Below are 12536 nucleotides of genomic sequence, written 5' to 3' on the forward strand. Positions count from 1 at the left end.
GCGGCGTGGGGAAAATGTAAAATGCAAAATGTAAAATGAAAAAGTGCGCCTGCACGGGAAAGCATTGTTTTGCAAACCAGAAGGTGAGTCGTCTGTGAACCACTCAACTGATCAACCTTTCAACTGATCAACTCTACCTCCGCGCCCACCTCCGCCTCTCCCGTTCTCTGCGGTTAGGAAAATGTAAAATGAAAAATGCAAAATGAAAAAAGTGCCCCTGCAGGGTAGAGCATTGTTTTGCAAACCAGAGGATGTGTAGTCTGCAAACCAGGCAACTGATCAACCTTTCAACTGATCAACTTTCCCTCCGCGCCACCTCTGCCTCTCCCGTTCTCTGGGGTTGAGAAAATGTAAAATGCAGAATGTAAAATGAAAAAAGGGACTCCTGCACAGGGGAAACTCTGCTGCACCAATATTGACTTAGTTCCAGGCAACGTTTCAACTGATCAACCTATCAACTTATCAACTCTACCTCAGGGCCACCTCCCCATCTCCCATTCTCTGCGGTGAAGAAAATGTAAAATGCAAAATGTAAAATGAAAAAGTGCGCCTGCACGGGAAAGCATTGTTTTGCAAACCAGAGGATGTGTAGTCTGCAAACCAGTCAACTGATCAACCTTTCAACTAATCAACCTTCCCTCCGCGCCACCTCCGCATCTCCCGTTCTCTGCGGTGAAGAGTCTAATTCGCCAATCCGTAATTCGTAATCCGCGAATTCTTTACCCTTCCGGCACAAACAGTGCCTTCAGTTCACTTGCATCTGCAGGCTTCATTTTTCCACCCAGTATCAGTCGGAGTTGCCGGCGGCGAAGTGCCCCTTCATAAAGTCTTACCTCTTCTTCTGTTTCTGGTTTAAGTTGGGGAACTGCACGAGGTTTTCCATTCGGATCAAGTGCAACAAAAGTGAAATAGGCCTCATTACTTTCATAATGATATTGGTGCAACATGTCCTCTCCCCAAACCTTGATGTGGATCTCCATAGAAGTCGTAAATGCCCTCGACATCTTGGCTTCGATATGAACAAGGTTGCCCAGTTTAATAGGGTTCTTAAAGCTAAGGTTATCTACACTCGCGGTCATGCAGGGCGCATTACAATGTTTTGCCGCAGAAATACTCCCGGCGATATCCATCCAGTACATCAATCTTCCACCCATCAGGTTGCCAAACGTATTGGTATCGTTTGGTAAAACCAGTTCATTCATTACGATAAAGCTTTCACTTGCCAGCCTTGGTTCCATTTTGAAAATTTGCGCAAAGGTATTGTATTGCCATTCCCTTGCATCAATCGATTTCTAGCCGGTTCATCGCGCAAACACTAAGGCAATAAAATGTTAGGGTCGCAATAGCAATTGAGCCGTTAGGACCCCGGGGAAAGGAACGGGGTTTTACTGCTATGATAAGTACCTTCAGTTGCAGGTGGAGAAATCCGCAATCAGTATTTTTCAGCCTTGTCGAGTTGTGCCAGGAACTTCTCTGCATTTTCGAGGTGTGCCTGCTTTTTCTGGTCGCTCATATTATCAAAGGTTCTGATCAGCATGCCAACACGTTGATTGCGCTCCATTACATCCCGGTGTACATGCATAAACCGCCAGAATAAACCATCCCAGGTTTGCTGCCATTCGCCCTTTTGGTAATCACTCATCTTCATAATGTAATTACTTCCACTGATATAGGGTTTGGTCATCATGAGCCCACCATCCGAAAACTGGGTCATACCGTAAGTGTTTGGCACCATTACCCAGTCATAAGCATCGCAATACATCTCCATAAACCAACGGTACACGTCGTCGGGATCGAATTCGCACAACAGCATAAAGTTACCCATCACCATAAGGCGTTCGATATGATGCGAATACCCAATTTGCAGCACCCGTTTTATAACGGTGTCGACAGGTAATATCCCGGTGGTACCTTCCCAGAAACTCTTCGGGATCTTACGCGTGAAGCCCCAGAAATGCCTGGTCCGTTGTTTTCTGCCTTCAAGTACGTAGATGCTCCTGATGTACTCCCGCCAGCCAATAACCTGTCGGAGGTAGCCCTCGAGCGAATTCATCGGAACCGCCAGTGCTTCTGCACTTTCAAGCGCCGCATCAACAATTTGTTGTGGCGTCACCAAGCCAATATTCAAAGCGGGCGTTTGTACACTGTGGTATAAGAAATATTCTTTTTTGACCATTGCATCTTCGTATACACCAAAACGTTGAAAGCGATGATGAATAAAGTCTTTCAACCATTCACGCGCTTCTTCAAAGGTTGTTGGAAAGAAAGAATTGCCACTTTGCTGAATAGGGTCGGCGGTGCCGGTGTTCTTAGCGTAGTGCTGTTTCACATATATCCGCGCTTCACGAACATACTCGTTCTCCTCGGGAAGGTCAACCACTGGAACGGTTTCACTCTTTGGCATTTTCTTGCGGTTCTCTGTATCGAAGGACCATCGGCCGCCAACAGGGCCACCCGTGGGTGTAAGCAGCAGGTTCCGCTTTTTTCGTTGCCATGCATAAAAGTCCGCCTGGAAATACGTCTTTTTCGAATTAAAAAACTCCCTCACCTCTGGAATATTGTTTAGAAAGTTCGGTGTTTGGTATTGCTCAGGAACAATTTTGTGCGTTCGGCAAGCCTTTACGAGCCTGCGTTCAAGCCAGTCGTCGACAACATCAGCAAAGTGCACCTCGCGTACTCCTTCGGCTGCCAGTTGCGGAATGAGTTTCCTGATGTCATTGTTTTCGTTCGTAGACTCGATATAGGTAACCTCAATATTTTTTGCCTCGAGATAGTGCTTGTAGAATTGCATGGAAGCACGGTGCAATACGAGCTTCTGTTGGTGGAAGGAAAATTGATCGAAAAACAACCATTCTTCTACAATTACCACCCGCCGGTCAGGTCTGATTGCCGGGTGATCTTCGAACAACTGGTGCGGAAAAACAAGGGTGACGGATGGCGCCATAAGTAGCTTTTTTTCCTTAACAGGGCAGATATTATAATGTTCATCTACAATCAGGGCGTTTTTTCGTCCGGGCCAAACGACAGCATCCGTACCCGGTATCGAACCCTTTTTGTATTCCGTATGTTTATCATATAACGCCTTTTAGCAAGGGCGCAATAATTGTTTACTTATCAAGTTCTACCGATATTCGCACATCATTCACTTTGCATGAATATATCCTTCGACAATACGGAAAATGCATTTGCCTACAAAACCAATAAGCAATTAAAGAAATCCCGGTTTCTTTTCAAAACAATGAGTTACTGGCTGCTGGCAAAAGCAGGTGTGAGGCTAACCCCTATAATCATGAAGCTTGGCCTTCCGATCAAAGGATTGGTGCGTAAAACCATATTTAACCAATTTGTAGGCGGTGAGACATTGCAGGAAACTGCAGGTGTTGGTAATGTGCTGGAAAAATATGGTGTACAGGTGATTTTGGATTACGGGGTCGAAGGAAAGGAAGGCGAAGAGAATTTCGATCAGGCTACCCGTGAATTTATTAAAGTAATCGACTACGCAGCCAGTCAGAAGAATATCCCTTACATCAGCGTAAAAGTTACCGGTATTGCGCGTTTCGACCTGTTGCAAAGACTTAACGAAGCGCCGCGGCTACGATCTGGCATCCACGACAACGAATTTGAAGACCAGGAGTGGGACCGTGTAAGTGAGCGGATGTACCAAATTTGTCACGAAGCAGCCGAAAGAAACATCGGGGTACTCATCGATGCCGAAGAAAGCTGGATACAGGATCCTGTCGACCGGTTAACGATGGAAATGATGGAAGAATTTAACCAGGAGAAGGCCATTGTTTATAATACAATTCAATTGTACCGGCACGACAGGCTCGATTTTCTGAAATTATCCCATCGTATTGCAAAACAGAAGGGGTTCTTGCTAGGGGTAAAACTCGTGCGGGGTGCATACATGGAGAAAGAGCGTTCCCGCGCAGCTGCTAAAGGTTATGTTTGCCCCATCCAGCCTGATAAAGAAAGTACCGACCGGGACTATAATGCGGCGGTAACTTATTCTATAGACCACCTACAGGAGATTGCCGTAATCGTAGCAACCCACAATGAGCAAAGCAACCTCTTGGCGGCACATTTAATGGAGCAAAAGAACATTCCGCATAACCATCCACATGTGCACTTTTCCCAACTTTATGGAATGAGCGATAACATAACATTTAACCTGGCTAAAGAAGGTTTTTCAGTAAGTAAGTACCTGCCTTTTGGTCCGATTGACGATGTTATTCCTTACCTTATGCGGCGTGCACAGGAAAATAGCAGCGTTAGTGGACAAACCGGGCGTGAACTGACCCTGATCGAAAAGGAGATTAAAAGAAGAGGCTAGCCCCATGTAAAAAGGTGAGGGCATCTAAATTTCGTGAACATGAGCCTGGTTTCACAATGATGAGCTCAGAACTCCAGTGGCCAACACCCAAAGCAGTTTCCTTGTAAAAACTTTCAACCAAGCACAATCCGCAATAAGTTTGCAGTTATGCAGCAGTATCACCAGCTTTTAAAGCATATTCTTGAGAACGGGGTAACAAAGTCGGACCGTACCGGTACAGGAACGATTAGTTGTTTCGGTTACCAGGTGCGTTTTCCATTACAGGATGGTTTTCCCCTGGTGACCACCAAAAAGCTGCATGTAAAGAGCATTATCTATGAACTGTTGTGGTTTCTACAGGGCAATACCAACATTGGATACCTTAATGAACACGGTGTAAAAATATGGGACGAATGGGCCGACCAGCAAGGCGAATTGGGGCCGGTATACGGCAAACAATGGCGGAGTTGGGAAGGGGCCAACGGTGTTGTGGTCGACCAGATCAGCGACGTAATCCGGCAACTTAAAACAAACCCCGATAGCCGGCGGATGATCGTAAGTGCATGGAACGTGGCTGAGCTTCCGCAGATGGCACTGATGCCCTGCCATGCATTGTTCCAGTTTTATGTAAGCCCACCGGATAATAAAAGAGGCGAGACAAAGGGCCGGCTAAGCTGCCAGCTTTACCAGCGCAGCGCGGATGCTTTTTTAGGCGTACCATTTAACATCGCTTCATACGCGCTTCTTACGATGATGATCGCCCAGGTTTGTGAGCTCCTGCCGGGTGAATTCATTCATACTTTTGGCGACCTGCACCTCTATAGTAATCATGTGGAGCAGGCCAAAATACAGCTTGAACGAAGTCTATTTCCGCTGCCCCAAATGCGGCTCAACCCTGCAGTAAACAATATTCTCGATTTTAGGTATGAAGATTTTACCCTTGAAAATTACCAGTATCATCCACATATCAAAGCACCGGTTGCTGTTTAACCGAAACAGGGTTTAAGGTCGGGTGGACTTTGGTTCCCGTTTTTTGTTAGCTCTTATTCCTACCATTTTCAATTGCACTTAAATGATCATTTCTCTTCTCGTGGCTGCTTCAACCAACAATGTTATCGGGCATAACAATCAGTTGCCCTGGCATCTGCCTAACGACATGAAGTTTTTTAAAAACACCACCTGGGGAATGCCCGTGATCATGGGACGAAAAACGTATGAATCAATGAAGGGGGAGCCATTGCCGGGGCGTTCAAATATTGTAATCACAAGGCAGAAAAACTGGAAGGCCGACGGGGTTGCAGTAACCAACAACTGGAAGGATGCAATGATGGTTGTAAACGAAACAGACTCAAAGGAGGTATTTGTAATCGGAGGTGGCGAAGTCTTCAAAGAAATCTTTCCACAGGCAAAACGGATATACATCACCCGTGTACACGCCGAAATAGAGGGGGATGTCTTTTTTCCGGAGATCGACAAAAAATGGGAACTTAAAAATAAACGGGACTGCTTTGCCGACGAAAAACATGCTTACGACTACTCATTTGAAACATGGGAGCGCAAATGAGCCCACACCTGGACGGCAGGGCGTAACCAGGAAAGAGCACCCTGATATCCTACCATCCTTCACAGCGTAACAAGCACCGGCTACTTAACGGTAAGCACTTAGTTGAAGCTCAAGTTTTGCCTTTATGGTGTTATGCCATTCCTCTTTTAATATCGACAAAACAATCGAGTCTCTCCGCCCTCCTTCAGGCTTTGGCATATTACTCCTTAGTATGCCCTCAACCTGGCAGCCGATCGATTTCATTGCGGCGATGCTTCGCTTATTATCATTGTCGGCCCTGAACTCCACCCGTTCAGCACCGAGCTGTTCAAAAGCAAACCCGAGCAACAGGTATTTGCAGTTTTTATTTAGCCCGGTGCCATGAAATGCGCTACCATACCAGGTATAGCCCAATTGCATAGTAGACAATGCCGGTTGAATATCATAAAAGCGGGTGCAGCCTGCGTAGCCATTTGCTTTTTTGTCGAAAACGATAAAAGGGTACTCCCTTTGTTGTGCCCTGCCTTCAAAGGCTTGCGCCAGGTATTTGTCCAGGTTTTCTTCGCCCCCGGCACCCTGTAAAGAATACTTCCAAAGCTCGGGCTCATTTAAACTAAACGGCAAATAAAATTCCCGATCCAACGTTTGTAAGGGCCTTAGCAACACCCTGTCGTTTTCAAGTTTGTATTCTTCGTTGAAGTTGAATTGCATAGTAGTACGATTGGACTACAACAATACGTTATTATCAGGGCAGTTTGTTTGCTTAAAAATTGTGATATTGCGCACTTAAATCTTACAACTAAATGTGTGGAATTGTTGGTTATACTGGTCACCGGCAGGCGTACCCTGTTGTTTTAAAAGGGTTGAAGCGCCTTGAATACCGGGGATATGACAGTTCCGGAGTGGCATTACTTAACGGCGACCTGAAAGTTTACAAAAAGAAAGGAAAGGTTTCCGAACTCGAAGAAGCTGTTATTGGGCAGGACCTGCAGGCCAACACCGGCATCGGGCATACCCGTTGGGCAACCCATGGCGAACCCAGCGATCGTAATGCGCACCCTCACCAAAGTGCGAGCGGTACCATAGCTATGATCCACAACGGTATCATCGAGAACTATGCCTCCATTAAGCACGAACTTCAGAATAAAGGTTATGTTTTTAAAAGCGATACCGATACCGAGGTATTGCTGAATTTTATAGAAGACATCAAGCGTAACAACAACAGTTCGCTTGAAGAAGCGCTTCGTATTGCACTTCGCAGGATCGTTGGCGCATATTGCATCCTGCTGGTTGACATTGATGAGCCTGAAACCATCATTGCTGCACGTAAAGGCAGCCCGCTTGTTATTGGTATCGGTAAGGGCGAACACTTTCTCGCTTCGGATGCTTCACCGATCATCGAATACACCAAAGAGGTTGTTTATGTAAACGACTACGAAATTGCCATCATTAAGCCCGATGAACTCGTGCTTAAGAATCTCGGCAACGAAAAGCAGACTCCCTTTATTCAAAAGCTCGATCTTGAACTCGCAGCTATTGAAAAAGGTGGCTACGAACACTTCATGCTCAAAGAAATACATGAGCAACCCGACACCATTTACGATTGCCTTCGCGGACGGCTGTTACATGAGTCCGGCAGCATAACCATGAGTGGTGTTGATAATCATCTTGAGGCACTGACCTCGGCCAACCGCATGGTACTCGTTGCCTGCGGCACCAGCTGGCATGCGGCATTGCTTGCCGAGTACATGTTTGAAGAACTATGCCGGATTCCGGTAGAAGTAGAGTATGCATCAGAATTCAGGTACCGCAACCCGGTTATCAACAGGGGCGACGTTATCATAGCAATTTCGCAGAGCGGCGAAACTGCCGATACCCTTGTAGCCCTCGAAAATGCACGTGAAAAAGGAGCCTTTATCTTCGGGGTTGTAAATGCAGTGGGAAGCAGCATTGCACGCATGAGTCATGCAGGTGCTTATTCGCATGCCGGTCCCGAAATTGGTGTTGCCAGTACGAAAGCTTTTACGGGCCAGTTAGCAGTGCTTGCCATGATGGCCCTGAAAATTGGTTATGCAAAAGGCAGCCTCAACGAGTCACGCTACCTTCAACTTATGAAAGAGCTGGAAGCGATTCCGGAAAAGGTGAGGGAAATATTACAGGACACGTCAAACATCCGGGCCATTGCCGAAAAGTATAAAGATGCAAGTGATTTCCTTTACCTGGGGAGGGGCTACAATTTCCCGATCGCACTCGAGGGCGCATTGAAGTTGAAAGAAATTTCTTACATACATGCTGAAGGATACCCGGCTGCCGAAATGAAGCACGGACCCATCGCACTTGTCGACGAAACACTGCCAGTTGTATTTGTTGCAACAAAAGACTCTTACTACGAAAAAATTGTTTCAAACGTACAGGAGATCAAGGCGAGGAAAGGTATTGTTATTGCCGTTGCAACCGAAGGCGACAGCGTTATTCCCGGCATGGCCGACGATGTTATGTATGTACCCGATGCCGATGAAATTCTTGCGCCTATTCTTAGCGTTGTTCCCCTGCAATTATTGAGCTATTATATCGGTATTGCAAAAGGGCTTGATGTTGATAAACCACGTAACCTTGCCAAGTCGGTAACTGTAGAGTAACCACGCAACAACGGGTACCCATACGCCGGTAATGGCTTTTTTTTGGTTACCAGCAGAAGCGCATTGTTCAACATCGTTGTGTCACTCCCTTGTACGGCAAACCTTTGTTCGGCGGGGCTTACAGCTCAACCTACCTTTAATTGCTATATCGGGAGGAATTCAAGTAAGCAAACGAAACCGGAAATACCAAAAGCTACGCTGTTTAGTCAGCAACTCATATCCCCTATGAAACGCTTTGCAAGCTATTGCTGCAGATCTTTGTTCCTCGTAACTGTATAACCTGCTGATGCGGGAAAAAGAACTTTCCTGTGTACAACCAACGTTATTGAATTGCCGTCTCTAAACGGGAGTGAAAGTTCAGGTGCACGCCCTTATAGGCATTGGTTTGCCGGCGCGGTGCAGGAGATTGCAATTTTGTTATGACCGTTAAATGATGCAAATTATGGGTGCTGCCACCAATATAATAAAGAAGAATTCAATGGCTTCGTTAGGCTACAATTTTGTGGCGCCACACTACATTCCAAAGGGAAAGGACGAATATTATTTACGCAATGCACAAAACCTTAATGGAGTAAACCACCGGCAACTTTCTGCATTTGAAATTGAGGTGCTTGTTCGAAACCGAAACACTTCCGACAACTGGAACAACATATTGGTTTCCGACGCTTTTAATCCTGAGCTGGTTAAGAATTGCAAATTTTTCGGGCTCGTTCGAATTGGCAAACTCGAGCAGTTCTGCCTCGAATTCAGCGACCTGAAAGTGCCGGTTGGATTATACAATTCTACCATCATCAGTTGTGATTTTGGCGACAACGTAGTAATCGACAACGTAAATTACCTTTCACATTATATTATTGGCAGCGAAGTGATCGTGGTCAACGTAAATGAGTTGGTCACTACCGATTTTGCCAAGTTTGGTAATGGGCTCGTTAAGGACGGCGAAGAAGAAAGCCTGCGCATCTGGTTGGAACTTTGCAACGAAAACGGGGGCAGAAAGATTATTCCTTTCGATGGCATGTTGGCTGGTGATGCTTACCTATGGACCAAGTACCGCGACGACTTACCCTTACTCGAAAAGTTCAAACAGTTTACAGAAGCAAAAGGAGATAAGCGCCGGGGCTATTACGGTAAGATTGGTGATCGTACCGTTATCAAGAATTGCAAGATTATCAAAGACGTGATGATCGGGAGTGATGCATACCTCAAGGGCGCAAATAAGTTGAAGAACCTGACCATCAACTCAGGACCTGAAGGTAAGTCGCAAATAGGAGAGGGCTGCGAAATGGTAAATGGTATTGTGGGTTATGGCTGTCGTGCGTTCTATGGTGTAAAGGCCGTTCGTTTTATCATGGCTTCGCACTCGCAGCTCAAGTATGGTGCCCGCCTGATCAACTCTTACCTCGGAAACAACTCAACCATCTCGTGTTGCGAGGTGCTCAATTCACTCATATTTCCTGCACACGAGCAGCACCATAATAATTCATTTTTATGTGCCTCAATGGTAATGGGCCAAAGTAATATTGCGGCAGGGGCTACCATTGGCTCAAACCATAATAGCCGGAGTGCAGATGGAGAGCTGGTAGCGGGACGTGGTTTTTGGCCGGGCTTATGTGTAAGCCTGAAGCACAATTCAAAATTTGCCAGTTACACGATAATTTCTAAAGGCGATTACCCTGCAGAACTTTGTGTTCCCTTTCCCTTCGCGCTTGTAAGCAATAACATCAGCCGCGATGAGCTTGTGTTGATGCCCTGCTATTGGTTTGCATACAACATGTATGCGCTTGCGCGTAACGAAAGAAAATACATTGATCGGGATAAACGGATTGATCGGAAACAACTAATCGAATACGATTACCTGGCACCTGATAGCATTAACGAGATTTTCATCGCGCTGGAAAAACTTAAACTGTATACAGGAAGGGCGTTTTTAAAAAGAACAAGTCCTGACGAAAGTTTTTCCGATGCGGAGAAAATCACAGCAGGTGAACAATTGCTGCTGGCTAAGGATCCGGTAATTGACGAACTGGAGATTGTTGCGCACGGGGTTGAAAATTCGAAAAGAAAAGTACTGATCATTAAAGTTCAGCAGGCCTACGACATCTATTGCCAGTTGGTTGTGGTGTATGCCTGTAATCAATTGCTCGACTTTGCCGATCAACACGAAAACTTCGAAAGCATGCTTGCTGGTATACCGGCAAAAATCAGCAGGGAAGCCTGGGCAAACATCGGCGGCCAGTTAATACCGGCTAATGAAGTAGAACAGTTGAAAAAGAATATCCGCTCCGGAAAGGTTAAGTCCTGGGATATGGTTCATGAATTCTATGGCAAACAGGGAAGCGCGTATCCGATGCAAAAACTACTTCACTCGGTAGCAGCACTCTTAGAACTTAAGCGCACAAAGAAGCTTTCGAAAGAACTATTGATGGTTAGCCTTGATGAGTTCCTGGTAACCAAAGAGTGGATGACGAAAAATATTTATCGTTCCCGCGCGAAGGACTATACCAACGAATTTCGAAAAATGGTTTACGAAAACGACGAAGAGATGAACGCAGTTGTGGGAAAGCTTGAAGACAACAGCTTTATTAAAGAACAACAGGCGGAACTTAAATTACTCAGAAAGCGGGTTGAAATGCTGAGAGCGAAGATGTTTGCAACTAACGTAAAGGGTAATAAAGAAAAGCTGGTGGCCGCCGGTTAAACATTTACGACGCTGTCCCAATTAAAGGTTTGCAGTGCGCTGTACAGGGTTGTTTAACACAGGCCTGCGGTTCTGCGCGATCACCCTCAGCATCTGGAACAGCACAGATAAGATGATTAAGGCTAAACCAATATAAAACGGGGCACTAAGCTCCTTGTTCTCCTGGTAAATAAGTATTGCCAGCAATATTCCGTAAACGGGTTCAAGGTTAAAGCTCAGGTTAACGGTGAAAGCCGAAATCCTGCGAAGTGCCTGGGTGACCAACAAGTACAACAATACCGTACAAAAAGAAGCCAATAATAATAGGTAACCCAGGTCAGTCGCCGATGGAAGTATTGAGCTCACCGGCGAGATGAGCAGGTATACGGGCATAATCAGGGTCAGGCCCAGGAACCCGCCCGTCATTTCATAAAGGGTCACGGTTTCACTGGAGTATAACTTGCTGAGGCGCTCATTAAAAACCGTGAAGAAAGCGACGATCAATGAAGAAATGATACCGAGGATAATTCCTGTACGGTACTTGGTGTCAAAATGAAAGATCAGACCAATCCCAAGGAGGGTTAATGCACTTAACAGTAGCTCGGCAAGCGAAAACTTCTTACGGTTTAGTATAGGCGCGAGAATCGCTGTGAAAAAGCCGGTCATGGAAAAACAAACGACGCCAATAGATATATTTGAGTACTTAATGCTGCCGTAAAAGAATATCCAGTGCAGGCCCAGCAAAAAACCGGCAAGGCCAATTTTTAAGAACTCTGCTCCAGAAATTCGTTCAAGTCTTTTTGAAATCAGCAGCAATACAGCCAGTAAAATGGCCGAAAGAAACAGCCGGTACCAAACGAGCAATCCTTCGTTTAGGGTGATTAATTTTCCGAATACACCGGTAAAGCCAGCAAGAATAATAGCGAGGTGAAGCTTGAGAAAAGCTTGTTTCATATGCCGGTGTGCTAATAAGATATCGAAATTCGTTCCTACAAGAATAAGCAAAAAAATACCCGCAAACAGTTGCGGGTACTCTTTTATAAAGTGTTTGCTAATTACCTCATTCTTGAAGCTGTGTCGCTGCTCATCGCGCCACCACCTGTGGTATCCATCATAGAACTAGAAGTATCCATCATAGAACGTGAAGTATCCGTCATGGTGTTAGATGTATCAACCGTAATGTTGTTAGTGGAAGAATCAGCAGTAGTTTCTGTAGTTGAATCTCCGCCACAAGCGGTAAGTGAACCAGCAACTACGATAAGTGCTAAGAATTTTTTCATAAATGTTAATTTTTTACTGCGCGAAAGTACATGCAAAAGCCATACAACCCAAAGTTGTCTGCTGATTTTAATTGAAATTAAAGTA

The 12536-nt window shown here is 45.5% G+C and carries 10 protein-coding genes; 5 read left to right on the forward strand and 5 right to left on the reverse strand.

Annotation, left to right across the window (positions count from 1 at the left end):
- Positions 1-719 precede the first annotated feature (719 nt).
- Together EXU57_RS05760 and EXU57_RS05765 are read right to left on the reverse strand one after the other, a co-directional pair.
- Positions 720-1238: an acyl-CoA thioesterase gene (locus tag EXU57_RS05760; protein WP_133267225.1), complete on the reverse strand. Its 519-nt coding sequence runs from the start codon at positions 1236-1238 to the stop codon at positions 720-722.
- Between the two features lie 194 nt (positions 1239-1432).
- Complete coding sequence (locus EXU57_RS05765) at positions 1433-2944, reverse strand: cryptochrome/photolyase family protein (RefSeq protein WP_133267226.1); 1512 nt, start codon at positions 2942-2944, stop codon at positions 1433-1435.
- Between the two features lie 207 nt (positions 2945-3151).
- Here EXU57_RS05765 and EXU57_RS05770 point away from each other — a divergent pair, with 207 nt between their 5' ends.
- From EXU57_RS05770 to EXU57_RS05780, 3 genes are all read left to right on the forward strand, one after another.
- Positions 3152-4333: a proline dehydrogenase family protein gene (locus EXU57_RS05770; RefSeq protein ID WP_133267227.1), complete on the forward strand. Its 1182-nt coding sequence runs from the start codon at positions 3152-3154 to the stop codon at positions 4331-4333.
- A 147-nt stretch (positions 4334-4480) separates the two neighbouring features.
- On the forward strand, positions 4481-5302 hold the full coding sequence (locus EXU57_RS05775) for a thymidylate synthase (protein WP_133267228.1): 822 nt from the start codon (positions 4481-4483) through the stop codon (positions 5300-5302).
- Positions 5303-5384: 82 nt separating this feature from the next.
- Positions 5385-5876 carry a dihydrofolate reductase gene (locus EXU57_RS05780; RefSeq protein WP_133267229.1) on the forward strand — a complete coding sequence of 164 codons (492 nt, stop codon included), beginning with the start codon at positions 5385-5387 and terminating at the stop codon, positions 5874-5876.
- Positions 5877-5960: 84 nt separating this feature from the next.
- Here the strand turns inward: EXU57_RS05780 and EXU57_RS05785 are convergent, their stop codons facing one another.
- The gene (locus EXU57_RS05785) at positions 5961-6566 is read right to left on the reverse strand and encodes a GNAT family N-acetyltransferase (protein WP_133267230.1); all 606 of its coding nucleotides are present in this window, start codon (positions 6564-6566) and stop codon (positions 5961-5963) included.
- Positions 6567-6658: 92 nt separating this feature from the next.
- Between EXU57_RS05785 and glmS the strand changes: the two genes are divergently transcribed.
- Both glmS and EXU57_RS05795 read left to right on the forward strand, forming a co-directional pair.
- Positions 6659-8494 (forward strand): glutamine--fructose-6-phosphate transaminase (isomerizing), encoded by a 1836-nt coding sequence (glmS, locus tag EXU57_RS05790; protein ID WP_133267231.1) that lies wholly within the window; start codon positions 6659-6661, stop codon positions 8492-8494.
- A gap of 430 nt (positions 8495-8924) precedes the next feature.
- Complete coding sequence (locus EXU57_RS05795) at positions 8925-11192, forward strand: DUF4954 family protein (protein WP_243745523.1); 2268 nt, start codon at positions 8925-8927, stop codon at positions 11190-11192.
- A 21-nt stretch (positions 11193-11213) separates the two neighbouring features.
- Here the strand turns inward: EXU57_RS05795 and EXU57_RS05800 are convergent, their stop codons facing one another.
- Together EXU57_RS05800 and EXU57_RS05805 are read right to left on the reverse strand one after the other, a co-directional pair.
- Entirely contained in the window at positions 11214-12125 is a 912-nt protein-coding gene (locus EXU57_RS05800; protein WP_133267232.1) for a DMT family transporter, read from the reverse strand.
- Between the two features lie 101 nt (positions 12126-12226).
- Positions 12227-12451, reverse strand: a complete 225-nt coding sequence (locus EXU57_RS05805) for a hypothetical protein (RefSeq protein ID WP_133267233.1) — start codon at positions 12449-12451, stop codon at positions 12227-12229.
- Positions 12452-12536 lie beyond the last annotated feature (85 nt).

Source organism: Segetibacter sp. 3557_3 (genome assembly GCF_004354985.1).
Taxonomy (GTDB): domain Bacteria; phylum Bacteroidota; class Bacteroidia; order Chitinophagales; family Chitinophagaceae; genus Segetibacter.

What these genes read in the sequence shown, in the direction of transcription:
- EXU57_RS05780 (WP_133267229.1), top strand. Translation starts at nt 5,385, where the DNA reads ATGATCATTTCTCTTCTCGTGGCTGCTTCAACCAACAATGTTATCGGG.
- EXU57_RS05760 (WP_133267225.1), bottom strand. Translation starts at nt 1,238, where the DNA reads ATGGAACCAAGGCTGGCAAGTGAAAGCTTTATCGTAATGAATGAACTG.
- glmS (WP_133267231.1), top strand. Translation starts at nt 6,659, where the DNA reads ATGTGTGGAATTGTTGGTTATACTGGTCACCGGCAGGCGTACCCTGTT.
- EXU57_RS05785 (WP_133267230.1), bottom strand. Translation starts at nt 6,566, where the DNA reads ATGCAATTCAACTTCAACGAAGAATACAAACTTGAAAACGACAGGGTG.
- EXU57_RS05765 (WP_133267226.1), bottom strand. Translation starts at nt 2,944, where the DNA reads ATGGCGCCATCCGTCACCCTTGTTTTTCCGCACCAGTTGTTCGAAGAT.
- EXU57_RS05795 (WP_243745523.1), top strand. Translation starts at nt 8,925, where the DNA reads ATGATGCAAATTATGGGTGCTGCCACCAATATAATAAAGAAGAATTCA.
- EXU57_RS05805 (WP_133267233.1), bottom strand. Translation starts at nt 12,451, where the DNA reads ATGAAAAAATTCTTAGCACTTATCGTAGTTGCTGGTTCACTTACCGCT.
- EXU57_RS05775 (WP_133267228.1), top strand. Translation starts at nt 4,481, where the DNA reads ATGCAGCAGTATCACCAGCTTTTAAAGCATATTCTTGAGAACGGGGTA.
- EXU57_RS05770 (WP_133267227.1), top strand. Translation starts at nt 3,152, where the DNA reads ATGAATATATCCTTCGACAATACGGAAAATGCATTTGCCTACAAAACC.
- EXU57_RS05800 (WP_133267232.1), bottom strand. Translation starts at nt 12,125, where the DNA reads ATGAAACAAGCTTTTCTCAAGCTTCACCTCGCTATTATTCTTGCTGGC.